At 62.0% G+C, this 21,083-nt stretch carries 15 protein-coding genes, 3 tRNA genes and 1 riboswitch; of the genes, 10 read left to right on the top strand and 8 right to left on the bottom strand.

From position 1 onward, the window contains the following. Positions 1–58 precede the first annotated feature (58 nt). The 3 genes from FHS64_RS04430 to FHS64_RS04440 form a co-directional block, all read right to left on the bottom strand. Positions 59–2,242: a 3-hydroxyacyl-CoA dehydrogenase NAD-binding domain-containing protein gene (locus tag FHS64_RS04430; protein ID WP_167176300.1), complete on the bottom strand. Its 2,184-nt coding sequence runs from the start codon at positions 2,240–2,242 to the stop codon at positions 59–61. A gap of 16 nt (positions 2,243–2,258) precedes the next feature. Then, a complete protein-coding gene (locus FHS64_RS04435) occupies positions 2,259–3,464 on the bottom strand; it encodes an acetyl-CoA C-acetyltransferase (protein WP_167176112.1) in 1,206 nt (401 codons plus the stop codon). Between the two features lie 263 nt (positions 3,465–3,727). Then, a complete protein-coding gene (locus FHS64_RS04440) occupies positions 3,728–4,972 on the bottom strand; it encodes a PQQ-dependent sugar dehydrogenase (protein ID WP_167176114.1) in 1,245 nt (414 codons plus the stop codon). Between the two features lie 220 nt (positions 4,973–5,192). Between FHS64_RS04440 and FHS64_RS04445 the strand changes: the two genes are divergently transcribed. Then, positions 5,193–5,269 (top strand) — tRNA-Met (locus tag FHS64_RS04445). Positions 5,270–5,311: 42 nt separating this feature from the next. Here FHS64_RS04445 and FHS64_RS04450 read toward each other — a convergent pair. Beyond that, positions 5,312–5,533: a hypothetical protein gene (locus tag FHS64_RS04450; protein WP_167176116.1), complete on the bottom strand. Its 222-nt coding sequence runs from the start codon at positions 5,531–5,533 to the stop codon at positions 5,312–5,314. 35 nt (positions 5,534–5,568) lie between these two features. Next, positions 5,569–6,156, bottom strand: a complete 588-nt coding sequence (locus FHS64_RS04455) for a manganese efflux pump MntP (RefSeq protein WP_167176118.1) — start codon at positions 6,154–6,156, stop codon at positions 5,569–5,571. A gap of 11 nt (positions 6,157–6,167) precedes the next feature. Further along, positions 6,168–6,334, bottom strand: a riboswitch (yybP-ykoY riboswitch). Between the two features lie 128 nt (positions 6,335–6,462). Here FHS64_RS04455 and rlmN point away from each other — a divergent pair. The 3 genes from rlmN to FHS64_RS04470 all read left to right on the top strand — a co-directional run bounded on the left by rlmN (position 6,463) and on the right by FHS64_RS04470 (position 9,062). Then, positions 6,463–7,632: a dual-specificity RNA methyltransferase RlmN gene (rlmN, locus tag FHS64_RS04460; protein WP_167176120.1), complete on the top strand. Its 1,170-nt coding sequence runs from the start codon at positions 6,463–6,465 to the stop codon at positions 7,630–7,632. Between the two features lie 154 nt (positions 7,633–7,786). Next, positions 7,787–8,230, top strand: a complete 444-nt coding sequence (locus tag FHS64_RS04465) for a DUF350 domain-containing protein (RefSeq protein WP_167176122.1) — start codon at positions 7,787–7,789, stop codon at positions 8,228–8,230. A gap of 4 nt (positions 8,231–8,234) precedes the next feature. Continuing rightward, positions 8,235–9,062, top strand: a complete 828-nt coding sequence (locus FHS64_RS04470) for a S1 family peptidase (RefSeq protein ID WP_167176124.1) — start codon at positions 8,235–8,237, stop codon at positions 9,060–9,062. A 3-nt stretch (positions 9,063–9,065) separates the two neighbouring features. Here FHS64_RS04470 and FHS64_RS04475 read toward each other — a convergent pair whose 3' ends face one another. Continuing rightward, complete coding sequence (locus FHS64_RS04475; protein WP_167176126.1) at positions 9,066–11,918, bottom strand: M16 family metallopeptidase; 2,853 nt, start codon at positions 11,916–11,918, stop codon at positions 9,066–9,068. 100 nt (positions 11,919–12,018) lie between these two features. Further along, entirely contained in the window at positions 12,019–12,894 is an 876-nt protein-coding gene (locus FHS64_RS04480; protein WP_167176128.1) for an isoaspartyl peptidase/L-asparaginase family protein, read from the bottom strand. Between the two features lie 109 nt (positions 12,895–13,003). Here FHS64_RS04480 and FHS64_RS04485 point away from each other — a divergent pair, with 109 nt between their 5' ends. Then, positions 13,004–14,005, top strand: coding sequence for an NADPH:quinone oxidoreductase family protein (locus tag FHS64_RS04485; protein ID WP_167176130.1), 1,002 nt, complete (start codon positions 13,004–13,006; stop codon positions 14,003–14,005). Here the strand turns inward: FHS64_RS04485 and FHS64_RS04490 are convergent, their stop codons facing one another. Next, positions 14,006–14,446, bottom strand: coding sequence for a YkvA family protein (locus FHS64_RS04490; RefSeq protein ID WP_167176132.1), 441 nt, complete (start codon positions 14,444–14,446; stop codon positions 14,006–14,008). Between the two features lie 56 nt (positions 14,447–14,502). On the opposite strand from FHS64_RS04490, the gene FHS64_RS04495 reads away from it, so the two are divergent. The 5 genes from FHS64_RS04495 (at position 14,503) to lpdA (ending at position 20,422) form a co-directional block, all read left to right on the top strand. Beyond that, positions 14,503–15,285 (top strand): SDR family oxidoreductase, encoded by a 783-nt coding sequence (locus FHS64_RS04495; protein WP_167176134.1) that lies wholly within the window; start codon positions 14,503–14,505, stop codon positions 15,283–15,285. Between the two features lie 121 nt (positions 15,286–15,406). Further along, positions 15,407–15,481 (top strand) — tRNA-Gly (locus tag FHS64_RS04500). Between the two features lie 183 nt (positions 15,482–15,664). Beyond that, positions 15,665–15,739, top strand: a tRNA-Gly gene (locus FHS64_RS04505). A 255-nt stretch (positions 15,740–15,994) separates the two neighbouring features. Next, positions 15,995–18,823, top strand: coding sequence for a TonB-dependent receptor (locus tag FHS64_RS04510; RefSeq protein WP_167176136.1), 2,829 nt, complete (start codon positions 15,995–15,997; stop codon positions 18,821–18,823). A gap of 198 nt (positions 18,824–19,021) precedes the next feature. Next, on the top strand, positions 19,022–20,422 hold the full coding sequence (lpdA, locus tag FHS64_RS04515) for a dihydrolipoyl dehydrogenase (protein WP_167176138.1): 1,401 nt from the start codon (positions 19,022–19,024) through the stop codon (positions 20,420–20,422). Positions 20,423–21,083 lie beyond the last annotated feature (661 nt).

Raw genomic sequence — 21,083 nt, forward strand, 5'->3', positions numbered from 1 at the left:
TAACAAAAAAGGACGGCTCATGGAGCCGTCCTTTTCGTTTGCATCAGGCGGTTAAACCTTAGGCAGCCTTGGAGAACTTGCCGTAGAAGGTCTCGCCCTTGGCGGCCATGTCGCGCAGCAGTTGCGGCACTTCAAAGCGCGGGCCGTAGGCGGCGACCAGACGGTCGGCGGTCTCGACGAACTTGGCCACACCAATCTGGTCGATGAAGGTGATCGGACCACCCGTCCACGGCGCGAAGCCCCAGCCGAGGATGGCACCCAGATCGCCTTCACGCGGATCGTCGATGACGCCTTCGGCCCAGCAACGGGCCACTTCGACGGCCTGACGATACAGAAGACGGGTCTTCATCTCGTCCATAGCTGCGAAGGCTTCCGGCGATTCACCAAAGATATCGCCCTTGGTGGTCGGGGCCAGCTCGGCCAGACCCGGCCAGATGACCTTGGGCTTCTGGTCGTAGTCGTAGAAGCCCTTGCCGTTCTTGCGGCCGTAACGGCCCCCTTCGACCATGGTCGCCACAATGCCTTCGCCTGCCGACGGGACATAGGCATCGCCAAGATCTTCGCGGGTTTGCTTGGCAATCTTGTAGGACAGGTCCAGCGCGACATCATCGTGCATTTCCAGCGGACCGCGCGGCATACCGGTCGAGCGACCGATATTGTCGATGGCGACCGGCGAGAAGCCTTCTTCCAGCAGCGCCATGCCTTCCATCAGATAGGTGGAGAAGCAACGCGAGGTGTAGAAGCCACGGCTGTCATTGACGACGATCGGGGTCTTCTTGATCTTCAGGACATAGTCCAGCGCCTTGGCCAGAGCCTCGTCGCTGGTCTTCTCGGCCATGATGATCTCGACCAGCATCATCTTGTCGACAGGCGAGAAGAAGTGGATGCCGATGAAGTCTTCAGGGCGCACCGAGGCTTCGGCAAGGCCGGTGATCGGCAGGGTCGAGGTGTTGGAGCCGAAGATCGCACCCTTGGCCAGTTGAGCCTCGGCATTCTTGGTGACGGTGGCCTTGATCTCGCGGTTTTCGAACACGGCCTCGATCACAAGGTCGGAGCCCTTGATCTGGTCATAGTCGGTAGTGGGCGTGATCAGGCTAAGGATGCCGTCAGCCTTGTCCTGTGTCATGTGACCGCGCGAGACACGCTTTTGCACCAGATCAACGGCGTATTGCTTGCCCTTGTCGGCGGCTTCCTGCGTCTGGTCGATCAGGATGGTCTCGATACCGGCCATGGCTTGGACATAGGCAATGCCCGCACCCATCATGCCTGCGCCGATGACGGTGACCTTTTTCGGGTCCGACTTCGGAATACCGGCGGGACGCACGGCACCCTTGTCCAGTTCCTGCTTGGACAGGAACAGCGAGCGGATCATGGCCTGGGCCTGCGGCGTCATCAGGGTCTTGATGAAGTACCGCGTCTCGATGCGCAGACCGGCCTCGATCGGCACCTGAATGCCTTCATAGACGGCCTTCATCATGTTCAGAACGGCAGGGTAGTTGCCATAGGACTGCTTGCGCAGGATGGCATTGCCCATGATGAAGACTTGCGCGCCCATCGGGTGATAGGGGCCGCCGCCGGGGATTTTGAACTTGGGTTCGTCCCATGGCTGCACAGCCTTGCCGCCGTTCTTGATCCACGCCTTGGCCGCTTCGACCGACTGGCCGATTTCGACGACTTCGTGGACGACGCCCGCGCTCTTGGCGTCGTTCGGACGCCACGACTTGGCTTCGGCCATCTGCATCAGGGCGGTTTGCACACCGATCAGACGGGTCAGGCGCTGGGTGCCGCCACCGCCGGGGAACAGGCCGACCTTGATTTCCGGCAGACCCAACTGGATCTTCGGATTGTTTTCGACAACGCGATAGTGGCAGGCGAGGGTGAATTCGAGGCCACCGCCCAGTGCCAGACCATTGATGGCCGCCGCCACCGGCTTGCCGCAGGTTTCGAGCTGGCGGAAGGCACCGTTCAGGGCCCAGCCTGCATCATAGGCGGCTTGCAGATCACCTGCGCCCGACAGCATGCCCGACGCCATGTCGGCAAGGTCGGCACCGGCGCAGAAGCCTGTGGCCTTGCCCGAGGTCAGGACCACGCCCTTGATGGCGTCGTCCGACTGGATTTTTTCGACCAGCAGCGGGATTTCTTTGATGACCGCGCCCGTCAGGGTGTTCATCGAACGGTTCGGAACGTCGAAAGCGACAACCGCGATGCCGTCGGCATCAATCTCGATCTTGAAGTTTTCCATAGTCATTATCTCCAGATCAGATGCGTTCGATCACGGTAGCGGTACCCATACCGCCGCCGATGCACAGGGTGGCCAAGGCCGTCGATTTGTCCGAGCGTTCCAGCTCGTCCAGCACGGTGCCGAGGATCATGGCACCGGTGGCACCCAGAGGGTGGCCCATGGCGATGGCACCGCCGCAGACATTGATCTTGTCGTGCGGGATATCCAGCGCCTGCATGTAACGCAGCACCACAGCGGCAAAGGCTTCGTTCAGTTCATAAAGGTCGATATCGGCGACCGACATGCCCAGCTTGCCCAGCAGCTTGCGGGTCACAGGCTCCGGTCCGGTCAGCATGATCGACGGTTCCGAACCGATCGAGGCACCGCCGAGGATCTTGGCGCGCGGCTTGAGGCCGAGACGTTCGCCCATTTCCTTGGAGCCAACCAGAATACCGGCCGCACCGTCCACGATGCCCGACGAGTTACCCGGCGTGTGGACGTGGTTCACCGTGGCAACCTGCGGGTAGCGCTGGTTGATAACGGCATCAAAGCCCATGCCGCCCATCATGGTGAAGGACGGGTTCAGACCGGCAAGGGTCTGCATCGAGGTGTTCGGACGGATGGTTTCGTCGCGGTCCAGACGGGTCAGGCCCAGCTGGTCCTTTACGGCGATGACCGACTTGGCAAAGCGGTTCTCTTCCCACGAACGGGCGGCGCGCTTGTGCGATTCCACCGAATAGGCGTCCACGTCATCGCGCGACAGGCCGTATTTGGAGGCGATCATATCGGCCGATACGCCTTGCGGTACGAAATAGGACGGGAAGGCCGAGGACGGATCGGTCGGCCATGCACCGCCGTCCGAGCCCATGGGCACGCGGCTCATGGCTTCGACGCCACCGCCGATGGCCATTTCGGCTTCACCCGACTTGACCTTGGCCGCTGCCACGTTGACGGCTTCGAGGCCCGAGGCGCAGAAGCGGTTCAGTTGGAAACCGGCCGTGCGCTGGTCGTAACCAGCGGCCAGAACCGCCGTGCGGGCGATGTCCGAGCCTTGCTCGCCAATCGGCGAGACGACGCCCAGAACCACATCGTCGATCAGTGCGGTGTCGATATTGTTGCGATCGCGCAGGGCTTCCAGAACCTGCGAGGCCAGGCTCAGCGCCGTGATCTCGTGAAGGCTGCCGTCTTTCTTGCCCTTGCCGCGGGGGGTCCGCACGGCGTCGTAGATATAGGCCTCGGCCATCTTGGTGCGTCTCTCTTTTTTAGTGTCCCCCATCGCTTGGCGCGTGGTGCCTCGCTGCATGAGGGACGGATTGGCATCTCGTGTTCGTCGCGGTGGGCGGCTTGGCCGATCATCGCGCCGGAATTGAAACTCGTCGCCTAGAAAGCGGACGTTTACGTCAACGTCAAGTAACAAGGCGCGTGAGGTCATAAACCAACTACGCCGTAATAACAATGATGTCATTACGGCGTGTGCGGGCTATTCGGTTTTCATGAGGAAAAGACTCAGGGCTTGCGCGAGAGCCGCACCAATTTGCCGTCCTCCTCGTCGGTGATAACCCAGACGGCACCATCCGCCGCCACGGCCACATCGCGGATACGCTCGCCAAGGCCGACCAACAGGCGCTCTTCACCGACGACCTTGTCATTTTCGATGACCAGACGCACCAGATGCTGGCCGCCTAGACCGCCGATCAGGGCATTGCCGTTCCATTCGGGGAACATGGTGCCGGTATAGAAGGTCATGCCGCCCGGTGCGATGACCGGATCCCAGTAATAGACGGGCTGGACGGTGCCTTCGACGGCGGGAACCGCATTCGGAATGGCCTCGCCATTATACTCGATGCCATAGGCGGCAATCGGCCAGCCATAATTATTGCCCGCCTTAATGAGGTTCAGTTCATCACCGCCGCGCGTGCCGTGCTCGATGGTCCAGACCGCACCGGTGCCGGGCTGGATGGCAATGCCCTGCGGGTTGCGGTGGCCATAGGTGAAGTTCTGCGGCAGGGCACCGTCACGCCCGACAAACGGGTTGTCCTGCGGCACCGAGCCATCGGCATTGATGCGGATGACCTTGCCGTGGTGGGTGCCAAGGTCCTGTGCGTCGGGGCGCTTGGGTTTGTCCGAGCGCTCGCCAATGGTGATGTAGAGCTTGCCGTCAGGACCAAAGGCCAAAGACGAGCCATAGTGTTTGTCGCCATCATAGGTCTGGGCCACCTGAAACACGGTTTGCAGGTTTTCCAGCTTGGTGCCGTCGTCCGACAGGCGGGCGCGGCTGACGGCGGTGCCGTTACCGCCTTCGCGCGGCTGGGCGTACGAGAAATAGATCAGGCGATCCTGAGCGAAGGACGGGCTGAGGATCACATCCAGCAAGCCGCCCTGACCCTTGGCGTCCACTTCCGGTAGGCCGGAGATCGGCGCACCGATCTCGCCCTTGTCGCTGACGATCCGCAGGCGGCCCGGTTTTTCGGTTACCAGCCAGCGACCATCCGGCAAGGCGGCCAGACCCCACGGATGCTCAAGCCCTGAAGCGATAACCGCATGGGTCATCTGGCCTTGGGTGGTCATGCCCGGCGCGCGGGTTTGGCCTTCAAGGGTTGCGCGCTGATCGGGATTGTTGGGCGGGCGGGTTTCTACCGGTTCGCCCGCAACAGGTGCCGCAGGGGCCTGTCCCGTGGCACCGCAGGCGGTGGTCAGGGCCAGTGCCGAGGTCGCGCAGACCATCAGGAGTGAGCGGGTGACAGTGTTCATGGCGTAGCCTCGCTGCAAAGATCGTTGTGATCCAGACTAGGCTACGCACACGATAATTCGACTGCTTTTTGTGTCGCGGGCCAGAAGTTTGAAAAATACGAACTTAAACCCTTGAACAGAAACAGATGCAGCGATATAGGCACCGCTCTCGCGCTGGCAGACTCGTTTGTCCGCGCAGATCACCTCACGGTGGTTCTGGTTCGCCAGATCGCGGTAGGTCGGTTGGGTAGCTCAGATGGTTAGAGCGGTGGATTCATAACCCACAGGTCGGCGGTTCGATCCCGCCTCCAACCACCACCTCGCATTTCAACAGCCCAAAATTTAGAGTGGTGCGACGCCTCAGTCGCGGTTGATGCGCGTCGGCGTCGTGATGCGGCACGCATATTCCGTTTCGGGGCGACCGGTCAGGGCACCTGTGGGTTGCAGGATGCCGCCACGGCTGGTGCAGTCCTGCTCCAGCTTCGCCATATCCTGACGATAGGTGCTCTGTCCGCCCGTGCTGGCACAGGCGGCAGTGGTCAGGGCGATGGCACCCAACAGGCTCAGGGCTTTGAAGGTCATGGCGCGTATCCTTTTGCTGTGGCTCAGCTACCGTATTAGTGCGGCAAATAGCCAAGATGTTCCATAAGGATTTTGCTGCCCAGCACGATGAGGGCGACACCGCCCACCAGTTCGACAATACGCCCCAGTCGGGTGCCCGCGACCTTGCCGATCAGCAGGCCCAGTGTGGCCAGCACAAAGGTGGTGGCACCGATGGCCGCAGCGATGATCCAGATGTTCTCGCCCAGCAGGGCCAGACTGACGCCAATCGCACCGGCATCAATAGAGGTGCCGACAGCGGTGGCCACCAGCGCAACCATACCGGCCTTGCCTGCGACTTTGGAGGGGGCTTCTATTTCTGCGTCGTCTTCGTCGCGTTTCAAGGCTTCCCAGATCATCTTGGCACCGACGGCACCCAGAAGGCCAAAGGCGATCCAGTGGTCGATGGCCTCGACCAGTCCTGCGGCAATGATGCCGAGGCCAAAACCGATCAGCGGGGTCAGGGCTTCGATAATGCCGAACACCAGACCCGAACGCACGGCCTGGGCAAAGTCGGGCCGCTGTTGCGCGCCCCGACCAATGGCGGCGGCAAAGGCATCGGCAGACATGCTGAGGGACAGGATCAAGATAGCAATAGGCGACATTCAAGCACTCTGAGCCGGACGCGTGACAGCACACCATGGGCGCAGGCCGGCGCGGCCCCCACGGATGTACTGGTCTCGCTAGGCGGATAAATCCGCTGATCGTGCCATGCCTTGCGGCAAGTATGTTGACACGAACCCGACTGAGAGACGTCGGCAGCTACTCCCCAACGGCCCAGCGTCTAGCGGCCTTTGCGGAGGGGATCAAGCGGCCCCCAAAGGCCATGCCGACTCGCAAAGGCGACAAGGGATCCTATCTGTGCTACACTTCCGCACTTATCCCCCTTTCGGTTACAGGATTTGCCCGCCGTGAGTATCACGCTGGACCTTACGCGTTCCACGCCTTCCCCCAAGGCTCCCGTCAACCTTTCCGGTCTGACGCGCGAGGGTCTGCGACAGGCTCTGATCGACGGTGAAATCTGTCCGCCCGAAAAGGCCAAGATGCGCGCAACCCAGGTGTGGCGCTGGATTCACCACTATGGCGTGACCGATTTCTCGCTGATGAGCGACATCGCCAAAGAGACCCGCGCCCGTCTGGCCGAGACCTTTGTGCTGAACCGTCCCGAGATCATCGAGCGTCTGGTGTCCAAGGACGGCACGCGCAAATGGCTGATCCGCATGGGGCCGGGCATCGAGGTCGAGACGGTCTATATTCCCGACGTTGGCCGCGCTGGTGCACTGTGTGTTTCCTCACAGGTCGGCTGCACGCTGAACTGCACCTTCTGCCACACCGGCACGCAAAAGCTGGTGCGTAACCTGACCTCGGCGGAAATCGTCGCACAGGTTCAGGTGGCCCGTGACGATCTGGATGAATGGCCGTCGCCCAAGGAAGACCGCCGCCTGTCCAATATCGTCTTCATGGGCATGGGCGAGCCGCTCTATAATCTCGACAATGTTTCGGATGCGATCGACATCATCTCGGATGGCGAGGGCATTGCCATTTCGCGTCGCCGCATCACGGTTTCGACCTCGGGTGTGGTGCCGAAAATCCCGGAACTGGGCGAGCGTACCGGCACCATGCTGGCCATCAGCCTGCACGCCACCAACGACCCGCTGCGCGACCAGCTTGTACCGCTGAACAAGAAATACCCGCTGGAACAGCTGATGGACGCCATCCGTGCCTATCCGGGTCTGGGCAATTCCAAGCGCGTGACGTTCGAATACGTCATGCTGAAGGGCGTCAACGACAGCGCCGAAGAGGCCCGCGCCCTGTGCAAGCTGATCTCGGGCATTCCGGCCAAGGTCAATCTGATCCCGTTCAACCCGTGGCCGGGCACCGACTATGCCTGCTCGGACTGGAAGGCGATCGAGACCTTTGCCGCCATCCTGAATCGCGCCGGTTATGCCTCGCCGATCCGCACCCCGCGTGGCCGCGACATCCTCGCCGCCTGCGGCCAGCTCAAGTCCGAAAGCGAAAAGAAACGCGCCTCGGAACTGCGCAAGGAACAGCAGGAAACAACCGAGGCCGACGCCGCCTAAGGCTGTATTCCAATGGCGGTTTTACCGCCTCGGCAACCTTGGGTTTCACGATTTGATCCGAGTGTGGCTGCGTGGTCCTTGCGGAAGCGGGGGGCTTTCGGGCAAGGCATGGGTTGGTCCCGTCGTGGGTGTCTGAAAGGCTGTTGGCGTTTCTATGGAAACCTCGAACCTGAACGGTGTGTTGTCGAGTCCGGAAGTCCAGGCCTTTGCCAATGGTTTTCCGGTGATGATGCTGCATCTGGTGGTCACATTCGGTCTGCTGGCTGTGGCCGCGACCGTCTATGCCTTCCTGACGCCGTGGCGCGAGGTGCGCCTGATCCGTCAGGGCAATACGGCGGCAGCGACCGGTTTTGCCGCCGTTCTGTTGAGTTTGGCCATTCCGCTGGCGGTGTCGCTGGCCGTGTCGTCTTCGTTGCGTGATATCGTGATCTGGGGTGTGGCGACGGTGGTGCTGCAACTGCTGGTATTCCGTGTCGTGGACCTGCTGCTCAATGGCCTGCCGCAGCGCATCGAGCGCGGCGAGGTGTCGGCGGCTGTGGTGCTGGCGGGGGCCAAGATTGCCACCTCGCTGATTATTGCCGCCTCGCTGACGGGCTGAGCCCATGCGCTGGCCCCTAGCCGATTGGCTGATCTATAGCGCGGTCATCGGGGTTATTCTGGTGGCTTCGCTGAACCGTGGCGAGCGGGCCGATGCGCCGCCTGTTGAAGCGGTGGAAATGGATTCAGGCGACCTGCTGGGGCCGATCACGCCGTTTGATCCGTCGGTGGTGGTGGATTCATCCGATGAAGATGTGCGCCCGCAAATGGGCACGGCCTTCTCGATTGCCGAGGACGGACGCTGGATCACCGCCCGCCACGTGGTCGAGGGGTGCCGCAAGCCGGCCCTGATCATCGACAAGAACAGGGCGCTGGCGGCCGATGTGCGTCTGGCGGCCAAGACCGATGTAGCGCTTTTGCTGACCGATGGCGGGCCGCCTGCCTTGCCCTTGGCCGGAGACGAAACCCTTCATAAGGGCCAGCGTGCCTTTCATCCGGGCTATCCGCAGGGCAAGCCGGGCGAGGTTGCGACCCGCCTGATCGGGCGCGAGACCCTTCGCGTGCGCGGTCGCAATAACAGCTATGACGAGCCGGTGCTGGCATGGGCCGAGGCGGGGCGCACGCGCGGTCTGACGGGTACATTGTCGGGCTTGTCGGGCGCACCGGTGCTGGATCGTCGCGGGCGGGTGCTGGGCGTAACGATTGCCGAGTCTCCGCGTCGTGGCCGTATCTTTACGACGGCTCCGGGGGCCTTTGTGGCCGCTGTCGGGCCCGAGCGCGGACGTGACGAGGATGTGCTGGGCCAGACGGTGACGACCCGCAATTACGGGGCCGTCGCCGACCAGCTCAGACGCGACCTGCGCGTGGCGCAGGTCGTCTGTCTGGATACTTAAAGCCTAGCGCAGGTTGGCGCTGTCGAGGTTCAGATCCGAAGCGTCGATAATCTCGACATTCGGATATTTGGCCTTGAGGTCGTCGATGAACATCGACGCATCACCCACCACCACGACATTGGCGCGGTCGGTCGGCAGCTTGTCGGCAAAGGCGGCCTGAATCTCTTCAGGCGTGACCGCCTTTACGCGATCGGCATAGACGGCCAGTTCGCTCAGCGGCAGGTCATAGGCGGCCAGTTCGGCCACCAGCGAGCCCAGACCCGAGACGCTTTCGATGGAACGGCCAAAACCGCCGATCATGATGGCGCGGCGCGGGGCCAGTTCGGCCTCGGGGGCCACGGACTGGCTCATCTTGCCAATCTCTTCCAGCAGCAGGTCGACAACCTCGTCCGCAGACTCGTTCTTGGTCTGGGTCGAGGCGGTGAACAGGCCTGAATAGGCCATGGCACCGACGCCCGAACGCGCCCCGTAGGACAGACCGCGCTTGACGCGGATTTCGTTGTTCAGACGCGACGAATAGCTGCCGCCCAGCAGGGTGTTACCCAATGCCAGCGGGAAGTAGTCATCATCGGTGCGGGTAATACTGCGCGACGAGATCGACACGGCGGCCTGACCGGCCCCCGGCAGGTTTACCACCACCACACGCGGCGCTTGCTGGCTGGCCGGAATGTTTGGCGCGGCAGCAGGCGGTACGGTGGTCGAGCGCCAGTCGCCAAAGGCCTTCTGGGCCAGTTCGCGGGCCTGTGCAGGGGTGATGTCACCCGAGAAGGTCAGAATGGCCTGATCCGGACGGATATAGTTGGCATGATAGGCGGCCAGATCGTCCGTGGTCATGGCGGTGACCGTGCGTTCGGTGGTCAGGTTGCCATAGGCACTGTCCCCGAAGTTCAGGCGGGTGGTCGCCATAGAGGCCAGCGAACCCGGCTGGCTGAGCGCCACCTTCAATCCATCCAGTGTCTGGGTGCGCTGGCGTTCCAGTTCCTCGGCCGAGAAGGCAGGCTGGCGCACGATCTCGCTCAGCAGGTCCATGGTCTGGCCGAACACATTGGCGGGGCTGCTGGCAAAGACGTTGAACTGATCGCGGCCGGCACCGGCACCGATATTGGCCCCCAATTGTTCGATCTGGGTGGCAATCTCGGGGGCACCCAGACGTTTGGTGCCCTGGGTCAGCATATTGGCGGTCATGGAGGCCACACCGGCCTTGCCCTGCGGATCATAGGCCGAACCGGCCTTGAAGGTCAGGCGGGCCGAAACCAGCGGCAACTGGTTGTTCTGGGCCACCAGAACGCGCACGCCGTTGTCGAGACGGAAATCGGCAATGGCGGGGGTGGCGGGGCTGACCTCGGCACCGGCTTGCGGGATCGGGGTGCGCTGGCCTTCCGGCTTGGTCACCGACGGTGTGCCCATGGGGGCAAGGTCGGCCACCTTGACCGGCGATTCCATATTCACGCTTTGGGGCGTGGTTGGATGCTCGTCGGTCGAGGCCAGATAACGCATGGTGATCTGGCTTTGTGGGGTTAGGTACTGGCGCGCCACACGCTGGATGTCGGCGGCGGTGACCTTCTGGATGTTGGCCACGGCATTGTCAGCGGTGGCGGCATTACCGGTCTTGATCAAGGCCCAGCCCAGAACATCGGCACGGCCCTGTGCGCCTTCGCGCTCGGACAGGGCGCTGGCGATCAGTTCGTTCTTGGCTTCGATCAGTTCGGCATCGGTCACCGGCTGGTCACGCAGGCGGGCGATTTCACGTTCCAGCAGGGCCTTGCCCTCGTCCAGAGTGTGACCCGGCGACATCATGGCATAGGCGCTGAGTGTACCGGCTTCCTTCATGAAGTCGGGGCTGGACGAGGCGCTGTTGGCGGCCTGTGCTTCATAGACCAGCGCGCGGTGCAGGCGGCTGCTTTCGCCGGTCGACAGGATGCCGTCCAGAACCGACAGGGCGGCGACGTCGGGATGGTTTGCCGGAACCGTGTGCCAGCCGATCAGCACCGTCTCCAGTGGCACGTTCGGCGCATAGAAGGTGTGATCTTCCGGCGTAGTGACCTTGGCCTCGGTCACGGTGCGGACCGGAATGGCGGTGGTCGGGTTTTTTAGCGGGCCAAAATACTGGTCCACCCAGCGGTTCAGTTGCGCGTCATCGAAATTGCCGTCCACGATCAGGAAGGCATTGTCCGGACGGTAATAGGTGCGGTGGAAGCGCAGCACATCTTCCAGCGATGCCGATTCCAGTTCCTCGATCGAACCGATCACGCCGCGACGATAGGGGTGTTCCTTGAAGAAGGTTGCCGGAGCAAACAGCGCGAACAGGCGGCCATAGGGGTTGGACAGCACGCTCTGGCGGTATTCTTCCTTCACCACGTCGCGCTCGGAGACGAAGTTGGCTTCATCGACCACCAGCGTCCCCATACGGTCGGCTTCGGCGAACAGGATGCGCTCCAGATGGTTGGCGGGCACCATCTCGTGATAGGCGGTCACGTCCTCGGCGGTGAAGGCGTTGTTATAGCCGCCCACATCCTCGGTCAGGCGGTCGAAGGTCTCGTTGGGGACGTTCTCGGTCGCCTTGAACATCAGGTGTTCAAACAGGTGCGCAAAGCCCGAACGGCCCGAGGGGTCGTCCTTGCCGCCGACGCGATACCAGACCTGAACAGCCACATTGGCCGAGGTCGGATCATTGCGGGTATAGACCTGCATGCCGTTGGCCAGCGTGCGCTGCTGATAGCCGAGCGGCGGTACGGTGACCGTTGACGGGGCTTGGGTGACAGCAACCGTGGTCGCTACAGGGGCGGCCAAGGCGGGGGCAGCCACACAAAGGGCCAGCGCCGAAACGGCAGTGCAGAACAGATGGCGGGTCTTCATGGACCACTCCCGAACGAAATCAGATCATCTCTTCTAACGTCCGGAAGCCGAAAGCCGCACCTTACTGTGTTGTAATGTTTCCGCGCCCGCGCAGTGCGGTTCAGTCGTTGAACACGCGCACCACGATATTGCCTTCCGTATCCAGCCAGGCACGCTTCATGCCCTGACTATTATAGGGATCGGCAATCACGCCATTGCGGTCCAGCGCGATCAGGCCGCCATCGCCGCCCATGCCGCCGATACGGGCAATGGTGGCCGCAGCAGCATCGCTCAAGGATTGACCTGCGCCCACACCGATGGCGGTGCGGGCGGCAGCAGCGGCGCGGATGAAATACTCGCCCTGACCGGTGCAAGACACCGCCGCATTCTCATCGGCCCATGTGCCCGCCGCCGGAATGGGGGTGTCGCCCACACGGCCCGGCATCTTGCCGAACACGCCCGCTGTCGAGGTAGCGGCGGCCAGACGGCCATGGATATCCAGAACGCAGACACCGACCGTACCGTGCGACAGCGTGCCGGGGGGATGGTTGTCCTCGCCCTTGCCTGCGCGGGTGAACCACTGGTCGGGTTCGATCACAGGCTCCAGAGCCTGAGCGGCAGCAAAGCGAGCCGCGCCGTTTCCGGCCAGCATAACGTGCGGGGTCTTGTCCATCACCGCACGGGCGGCGACGACAGGGTTCTTGAAACCTTGCAGGGCGGCTACCGCACCGGCCTTGCCGGTTTCGCCGTCCATGATGCTGGCATCCAGTTCGTACTCGCCGTCCAGATTGGGCGAGGCCCCGCGACCGGCGACATAAAGTCCGCTGTCTTCCAGCATCACAACCGTCTCGACGGCGACATCAAGGGCGCTGGCACCGGCTTCGAGGCGGGCCTTCATAGCCTCGACGACCTCGCGCATATGCACGACCTCAAGATCGTAGTTGCGCTCGCGGCGTGCGCCAGCTCCGCCGTGGAGAATAAGTGCCGGACGACCCATGGAATGCTCCTGAAACAACGGTATCCCTCTAGGCAGCGGCCTATGAGGTGTTTTAGCGTCGCAATTGTGTCGGTGGTTTACCGACAGGGGATGTCGGAGAGAAGTATCAATGCGCGCTGTTTTGTCCAAGGTGGCCGGTGGGCCTGAAAGCCTCGTTGTTGAAGAGGTGATGGACCCCACACCCGCCAAGGGGCAGGTAGTGATCGAGGTCAAGGCCATCGGGATCAACTACCCCGACGCTCTGATTATCGAGGACAAATACCAGTTCAAACCCGAGCGCCCCTTCTCTCCGGGGGCCGAGATTGCTGGCATCGTCGATGCTGTGGGCGAGGGCGTAAAGAGTGTGCGTCGCGGCGACCGTGTGATTGCGGTGCCCGGCTGGGGCGGTCTGGCCGATCGCGTGGCGGTACCGGCTGACAGCCTGATTCCCATCCCCGAGGGCATGGATTTCGAAACGGCGGCGGCCTTTGTGATGACCTATGGCACCTCCTATTACGCGCTCAAGGACCGCGCGAAGCTGCAACCGGACGAGACGCTGCTGGTGCTGGGCGCTGCGGGCGGCGTGGGTGCGGCTGCGGTCGAACTGGGCAAGGCCATGGGCGCGCGCGTGGTGGCGGCGGCCTCGACCAATGACAAGGTCGAGTTTGCGCTGGAATTGGGTGCCGATAACGGCCTGATCTATCCGACCGGCCCGATGGACAAGGCGGCGCAGAAAGAGCTGGCCGGCGAGTTCAAGCTGGCGACGGGCCGTGACGGTGCCGATGTGGTCTATGATGCGGTGGGCGGTGACTATGCCGAGCCTGCGCTGCGGGCGATGGACTGGAACGGGCGCTATCTGGTGGTGGGCTTCCCCGCCGGTATTCCGTCCCTGCCGCTGAACCTGACCTTGCTGAAATCGGTGTCGGTGGTCGGGGTGTTCTGGGGCGCGGCGGTTGCCCGCGATCCGGCAGGACATGCGGCCAATATGGCCGAGCTGATGGACCTGTATAAGGCGGGCAAGATCAAGCCGCGTATCAGCCAGACCTTCCCGCTGGAAAAAGCGCCCGATGCCATCAAGGCGCTGAGCCAGCGTCAGGCCATGGGCAAGATCGTGGTCGTGACCGAGGACTGATTACTTCTGTGGCGGCGGGGCCTCGTTGGGAGACTCGGGGGAGGCCTCGTCCCGCATACGGGCCAGCATGGTCTTGGCGCTGAGGCGGTGGCGATCTTTGATGTGCGCGCCCAGCGTGGCCAGAACCGCCGCCAGAACCGCTGCATCGTCGCTAAAGCCCACGACCGTGAAAACATCGGGGATGGCATCGACCGGCATGACGAAATAGGCCAGCGCCCCCAGCAACAGGGCCTTGGCTCTAAACGGGGTTTCAGGGTCCTGTGTCGCATACCACGCGGCCAGTGCCTGATCGGCGAAAGGTATTTTCGCGGCGACCTTTCGCATCTTGGGCCAGAAATCGCGTTTGACCCGCATCTCATTCGTTTTATGAACCACAGGTACGAGGGCCTTGTGCGGGTCGATGGCATCTTGCGGTGACGCCGGTTTGGTTTTGACGGTCATGGCCGTTTAATCCCTGTCTCAGCACTGGGTTCATTTTTTATATAGGAACAGTTTCGATGAAACTCGATGGTTCGATTGCAGCAGTCGTTACGGGTGGCGCTTCGGGGCTGGGCGAAGGCACGGCCCGCGCTCTGGCTGCCAAGGGCGTCAAGGTCGCCATCTTCGATCTGAACGAAGAAAAAGGCGAGGCCGTTGCCAATGAGATCGGCGGCGTGTTCTGCAAGGTCGACGTGACCTCGGACGACAGCGTCGCAGCCGGTTTTGCCAAGGCCCGCTCGGCGCACGGTCAGGAGCGCCTGACTGTGAACTGCGCCGGTATCGCCACCGGCCAGAAGACCGTGTCGCGCAAGAAAGACACCGGCGAGATCCGCGCCCACGACATGGCCCAGTTCGAGCGCACCGTGACGATCAACCTGTTCGGCACCTTCCGCGTTCTGTCGCAATCGGCTGCGGGCATGGTCACGCTGGACCCGATGGAAGACGGCGAGCGCGGTGCCATCATCAATACGGCATCGGTTGCTGCTCAGGACGGCCAGATCGGTCAGGCCGCCTATTCGGCCTCCAAGGGCGGCGTCTATGCCATGACCCTGCCGGTGGCCCGCGACCTGATGAATGACGGTGTGCGCGTTAACACCATCCTGCCGGGTATCATGTGGACCCCGATGATGGCGGGTATGGACCAAAAGGTTCAGGACGCGCTGGCATCGATGATCCCGTTCCCGAAACGCCTCGGCACGCCCAAGGATTATGCCAACCTCGCCCTGCATCTGGCCGAGAACACCTACATCAATGGCGAGTGCATCCGTCTGGACGGCGCAATCCGTCTGGCCCCGCGTTAATGGCCCCGCGCTAATCGGGCATAAGAAAATTCCGCGATTTCAAAAAAATGGTTGCGGAGAGAGGAGGGGGCGGCTAAACGCCACCTCCTCGACGCGGACGGCAATAGTCGTCCTGACGGATGCGGGCGTAGCTCAGGGGTAGAGCATAACCTTGCCAAGGTTAGGGTCGGGCGTTCGAATCGCCTCGCCCGCTCCAGTCGGGAAAACGATCAAAAGGCTCGCCAAACCGGCGGGCCTTTTCGTTTTTCAGCCCGACTTTCGAGCCAATCGGCGAATTTTCAAAAACCGTATGATTTCAGCTTTTTGCCTGTTGCATTGAGCCGTGTGTTTGGGTATCTACCCCCTCCTCGACGTCGGGCAGCACTGTTGCCCATCGGATGCGGGCGTAGCTCAGGGGTAGAGCATAACCTTGCCAAGGTTAGGGTCGGGCGTTCGAATCGCCTCGCCCGCTCCAGTCGGGATTACCCCCGAAACGGGGCCTGATCGAAAGATCAGGCCCCGTTCGTGTATCTGACGCAGATTTTCCTTTGAAATCCGGCTGTTTGACAGCTTTGTCACGCTTGCTCCCCATGCGGAGCAAATGTCGTGAAGGTGTTTCCAGAACGACGATTCTGTTTCGCGAAACTCTCATATGCCCGTTGCAGCGGGCAATTAGTCAGCCCCCTGAACACCGGAGCGCCACACGGGCTCCGTTAGGGGATGCTGCATAATGAAACTGCAACTGCTCGTGGGCGTGGCTGTGACGCCGCTGGTCTTGGGTCTGGCTGTGCTGCCGCAGGTGGCCAATGCCGACAGTCTGGTGGCGGCTGCCGCCTCTGTTCCGGCTGGGGAAGGCGTCTATGGCCGTGTGACGGATGCCAATGGCGCACCGCTGCCGGGCGTGGAAGTGACCGCACAGGGTCGCCGCGCCGTCACCAATACCCAAGGCGAGTTCCACATGACCGGCGTGTCGGGCGAGGTGGTACTGCAGGCCCGCTATATCGGCCTGCCGACCGCCACCCAGTCCGTGCGGGTGCAGTCGGGCCAGATGACCTCGGTGGTGCTGGCGCTGGGCGCAGCCGAGGCGACCTCGGTGGCCGATGTGGTCGTTAACGGTGTGATTACCGAAGGCGTCGCCCGCTCGCTGAACCAGCAGCGCAATGCCGACGGAACGATCAACGTCCTGTCGGCCGACTCTATCGGTCGCTATCCCGATCCGAACGTGGCGGAATCCCTGCAGCGTGTCGCCGGTATCGCCATCCAGCGCGATCAGGGCGAAGGTCGCTATATCAATATTCGCGGTGCGCCCTCGGCCTTTACGGCGGTGTCGGTGGATGGCGTAGCGGTGCCTTCGGTCGATCCGGGCACCCGCGCGGTTGATCTGGACACCCTGCCGTCGGACATCGTCTCGAACGTCGAAGTCTCCAAGACACTGCTGCCGTCGCAGGACGCCGACTCGATCGCCGGTGCGGTCAACATCAAGACCCGCTCGCCGTTCGACAGCCGCCGCCTCAGCCTCAGCGGCTATGGTGGTGCCAGCTATAATGACTATGGCGGCGAGGACATCCGTGGCGGCCTGACCGCCTCGAACGTGTTCGGTGCGAACGAGCAGTTCGGCGGGCTTCTGTCCTATTCCTATTCGCGCACCAACCGTCGCCCCGACAATGTCGAAAGCGGCTGGACCAAGATGGAAACGCCGGACGGAGAGGAAATCTTCGCCCTCGAGGAAAGCCTGTTCAAGGACTATGAGACCGAACGCACCCGTCAGGCGCTGACCGGCGGTCTGGAGTTCCGCCCCAATGATGCGACCCGTCTGTGGGCGCGCGGTTCGTTCGCCAAGTTCGAGGACGACGAATACCGCAACCAGCTTTTGCTGACCTATGACGAAGGCGACATGGTTGCCGGTTCCAACAGCCGCAAAGCCACCTTCGACAATGTCACGGTCGAGCGTCAGTTGCGCCACCGCACGCAGGTCAACGAGATCACTACCCTGACCGCCGGCGGCGAGCATATCTTTGGCAATGGCGCTGTGCTGGACGGTAGCCTGTCATGGGCCTCGACCGAGCAGTCCTATCCGAACCGCAACGAACTGCTGTTCCGCTCCAAGCTGAAGCCGTCGGTAACCTATGACTTCACGGGCGACCATTACGAGCCGACCTATTCGATCTTCTCGACGCAAGAGCACATGGACGCCAGCCAGTACGGCTATCGCGAGACGGCGTTCCGCTCCAACACGACCGAGCAGGAAGAAGTCTCGGCCCAGATGAACCTCGAACTGCCGTCGCGCTTTGGCGATCAGGAAGTGACGTGGAAACTGGGCGGCAAGTTCCGCAGCCGCGATGTGACCGCCGACGAAGAGCGTTTCCGTACCCGTCGCGCCGGTGACGGCCCGTCGCAATCCTATGCCGATCTGCTGGGCGATTCAGAATCGCGCAACTATGACTACCTGCTGGGCCACAAGTTCAATAACGGCCTCGTTGACGAGTATTTCGCCAGCGCTCGCGATCTGGCCGACCGGCGCATGCCGGACTCGGTTGTCTCCGACTATGAGGCGCAGGAAGACATTCTGGCGGCCTATGGTCAGGCCCGCTTTGATCGCGGTGCCACCAGCGTCACCGTGGGTCTGCGCGTCGAGAACACCAAGTTTGAAGGCTCGGCCCCCAGCTTCGTCGTGGATGCCAATGGCGACGAAGTCTATTCGATCAGCCGCGTGGACCGTGACGACACCGAGTTCTTCCCGAACCTGACCGTGCGCCACAGCTTCTCGGAAAACCTGATCGGTCGTTTCGCCCTGACCCGCTCGATCAACCGTCCCGAGTTCAACCAGATCGTACCGCGCCGCGTCGAGGAAACCGATGGCTCGGACATCAGCTATGAAATCGGCAATCCGGACCTGAAGCCGACCCTGTCGAACAATCTGGATTTCGGTCTGGAATATTATTTCGACGGTCTGGGCGTCCTGTCGGCCAATGCCTTCTACAAGGACCTGTCCGACTATCGTTACACCCTCGTCTATGGCGAAGAGGTGACGATTGACGGCGTGGTTTACGACGCCGAGTTCGCCACCCCGATCAATGCGCCGGAAGGCCACCTGATGGGGATCGAACTGAACTGGCAGCAGAAGTTCAGCTTCCTGCCGGGCTGGGCGTCGAACTTCGGTGTGTTTGCCAACTACACCTATACGGATGCCGAGATCAAAACCGCCGAGGCCTATGGCGGTCGTGACACCTTCCAACTGCCGGGCCAGTCGGAAAACAACTACAACCTCGCCCTCTTCTATGAAAATGCAGGTCTGTCGGCGCGTCTCAGCTACACCAAGCGCAGCGACTATCTGGAAGAGATCAATGCCGATGATGCGGACTTCGACCTACTGGTCGAGGGTCGCGAGCAGCTGGACTTCACCGCCAGCTATGACTTCGGCAACGGTATCGAAGTGTTCGGCGAGGCCAAGAACCTGACGGACTCGGCGGGCGTCAAATATTACGGCACCCGCGAGCGGACCTACGAGTACGAGAAGTTCGGCTTCAACGTCTTTATGGGCGTGCGCTTCAAATACTGATCGCCCGATCAGGCAAAACCAAAGGCCGGACTGCAAGGTCCGGCCTTTTTTGCCGCGTGGGCGCCACACCATCGCTTTGCATTGGTCGAAACCTGCGCCCATATAGGTGCCAGCGGTTGACCCCGTGACTGGGTCTGCCTAAGCCCCCAATCAACGCGCCCGTATGTGTGTGGGCGCATCTAATGCTCAGAGGATCCCATGGCCGAAGCAGCCTACGACGTCGTCATCATCGGTGCAGGTCCCGGTGGCTATAACGCTGCCATCCGTGCGGGCCAACTGGGCCTCAAGGCCGCGATCGTCGAAAAGGGCCCGACCTTGGGCGGTACCTGCCTGAACGTGGGCTGCATGCCGACCAAGGCACTGCTGCACTCGTCGGAACTGTTCGAGCAGGCCAATAACGAGTTCGCCCACATCGGCATCGAAGTGAAGCCGAAGCTGAACCTTGGCCAAATGCACAAGTCCAAGGATGACAGCGTCGAGGCCCTGACCAAGGGCATCGAGTTCCTGATGAAGAAGAACAAGGTCACGGTCGTTACCGGCTATGGCAAGATCGCCGGCACCGGCAAGGTTGAAGTCGAAGCTGCCGACGGTACCAAGACCGTTCTGGAAACCAAGAACATCATGATCGCTACCGGCTCCGAGCCGACCCCGCTGCCGGGCGTCGCCTTCGAAGACGGCAAGATCATCGACTCGTCGGGCGCTCTGTTCCTGCCGAAGGTTCCCAAGCACATGGTCGTCATCGGTGCGGGCGTGATCGGTCTGGAGCTGGGCTCGGTCTGGCGTCGTCTGGGTGCCGAAGTCACCGTCGTCGAGTATCTCGACAAGGTTGGTGCCGGCATGGATGCCGAGGTTGCCACCGCCTTCCAGCGCGGCCTGACCAAGCAGGGCCTGAAGTTCAAGATGTCGACCAAGGTGACCGGTGCCAAGACCTCCAAGGACGGCGTCGAGCTGACCGTGGAACCGGCGGCTGGCGGTGCGGCTGAAACCATCAAGGGTGACGTGGTTCTGGTGGCTATCGGCCGTCGTCCGTTCACCGCAGGCCTCGGCCTCGAAACCGTTGGCGTTACGCCGGACGCGCGTGGCTTCATCGCCAATGACCACTTCAAGGTTGCCGACGGCGTCTGGGTTATCGGTGACGTGACCCACGGCCCGATGCTGGCCCACAAGGCCGAAGAAGATGCGGTTGCCGCGATCGAACTGATGGTCGGCAAGGCCGGTCACGTCGATTACACACTGGTCCCGTCGGTCATCTACACCTCGCCGGAAGTGGCATGGGTCGGCAAGACCGAAGAAGCCCTGAAAGCCGAAGGCGTGAACTACAAGAAGGGCAAGTTCCCGTTCGCCGCCAACAGCCGCGCCAAGATCAACCACGAGACCGAAGGCTTCGTGAAGGTTCTGGCCGACGCCGCCACCGACAAGGTTCTGGGCGTTCACATCTTCGGCCCGCAAGCTGGCGAGCTGATCGGTGAAGCCTGCATGACCATGGCCTTCGGTGGTGCCTCCGAAGACATCGCCCGCACCTGCCACCCGCACCCGACCCGCTCGGAAGCCGTCCGCCAAGCCGCCATGGGCGTCGAAGGCTGGACGATGCAGGCCTAATTGAAGTGGGGCTATCGCGCTGAGCGCTATTTGAGCCCCACTTCGAATGCCCCTACCGCCCTACGGGCGAGTTGAGGGGCGTTCAACGAGCTAAAAACGAGAACGGCGCGCTCCATCAGGGGCGCGCCGTTTTCTATTTTTGGCATGAGTGACTGCTATGGGGGGAAGCGGACGTTCGGGCCGGATAGTATATGGTTCTTAGCGAGGGGCCGATATGCAGCGAGGGAACATGTTGAGCTGGTTGTTTGGAGACAAGTTATCGGGCCGTGAGCTTGCGCTAAACCAAGCGGCACGACCGCCACGATCAATCACCTATCTGCTGCTGGCAATGCGCTTGCTGGCCATTGGTGTGATACTTGCCTATGCGTTCCACGTAAAAGATCGGCTGCCGATAGTGGGGCCATGGCTGAGCGCCGAGTGGTGGCGCGGGATAGCGGTTGTTGTCCTACTGCTACTCGTCCCAGAAGCTGTGGCCCAATATTACCGACGCCGAGCGAAATCGCGACTAGCCGATCATGAGGGAACTTCGGATTGGCCTCAGTAAGAAGCTTTCCATGACGTCAGCAATGGGTCGAGGCCGTGTAAAAACGTGCTCAGCTGGTTTTACCCGCATCGGGCATCGAGACGCAGAGTGTCATCATCTCATGCCCTGATCGCTTCC

The sequence above is a fragment of the Brevundimonas terrae genome (genome assembly GCF_011761985.1).
Taxonomy (GTDB): Bacteria; Pseudomonadota; Alphaproteobacteria; order Caulobacterales; family Caulobacteraceae; genus Brevundimonas; species Brevundimonas terrae.

What these genes read in the sequence shown, in the direction of transcription:
- FHS64_RS04430 (WP_167176300.1), bottom strand. Translation starts at nt 2,242, where the DNA reads ATGGAAAACTTCAAGATCGAGATTGATGCCGACGGCATCGCGGTTGTC.
- FHS64_RS04435 (WP_167176112.1), bottom strand. Translation starts at nt 3,464, where the DNA reads ATGGCCGAGGCCTATATCTACGACGCCGTGCGGACCCCCCGCGGCAAG.
- FHS64_RS04440 (WP_167176114.1), bottom strand. Translation starts at nt 4,972, where the DNA reads ATGAACACTGTCACCCGCTCACTCCTGATGGTCTGCGCGACCTCGGCA.
- FHS64_RS04450 (WP_167176116.1), bottom strand. Translation starts at nt 5,533, where the DNA reads ATGACCTTCAAAGCCCTGAGCCTGTTGGGTGCCATCGCCCTGACCACT.
- FHS64_RS04455 (WP_167176118.1), bottom strand. Translation starts at nt 6,156, where the DNA reads ATGTCGCCTATTGCTATCTTGATCCTGTCCCTCAGCATGTCTGCCGAT.
- FHS64_RS04465 (WP_167176122.1), top strand. Translation starts at nt 7,787, where the DNA reads ATGGAAACCTCGAACCTGAACGGTGTGTTGTCGAGTCCGGAAGTCCAG.
- FHS64_RS04470 (WP_167176124.1), top strand. Translation starts at nt 8,235, where the DNA reads ATGCGCTGGCCCCTAGCCGATTGGCTGATCTATAGCGCGGTCATCGGG.
- FHS64_RS04475 (WP_167176126.1), bottom strand. Translation starts at nt 11,918, where the DNA reads ATGAAGACCCGCCATCTGTTCTGCACTGCCGTTTCGGCGCTGGCCCTT.
- FHS64_RS04480 (WP_167176128.1), bottom strand. Translation starts at nt 12,894, where the DNA reads ATGGGTCGTCCGGCACTTATTCTCCACGGCGGAGCTGGCGCACGCCGC.
- FHS64_RS04485 (WP_167176130.1), top strand. Translation starts at nt 13,004, where the DNA reads ATGCGCGCTGTTTTGTCCAAGGTGGCCGGTGGGCCTGAAAGCCTCGTT.
- FHS64_RS04490 (WP_167176132.1), bottom strand. Translation starts at nt 14,446, where the DNA reads ATGACCGTCAAAACCAAACCGGCGTCACCGCAAGATGCCATCGACCCG.
- FHS64_RS04495 (WP_167176134.1), top strand. Translation starts at nt 14,503, where the DNA reads ATGAAACTCGATGGTTCGATTGCAGCAGTCGTTACGGGTGGCGCTTCG.
- FHS64_RS04510 (WP_167176136.1), top strand. Translation starts at nt 15,995, where the DNA reads ATGAAACTGCAACTGCTCGTGGGCGTGGCTGTGACGCCGCTGGTCTTG.
- lpdA (WP_167176138.1), top strand. Translation starts at nt 19,022, where the DNA reads ATGGCCGAAGCAGCCTACGACGTCGTCATCATCGGTGCAGGTCCCGGT.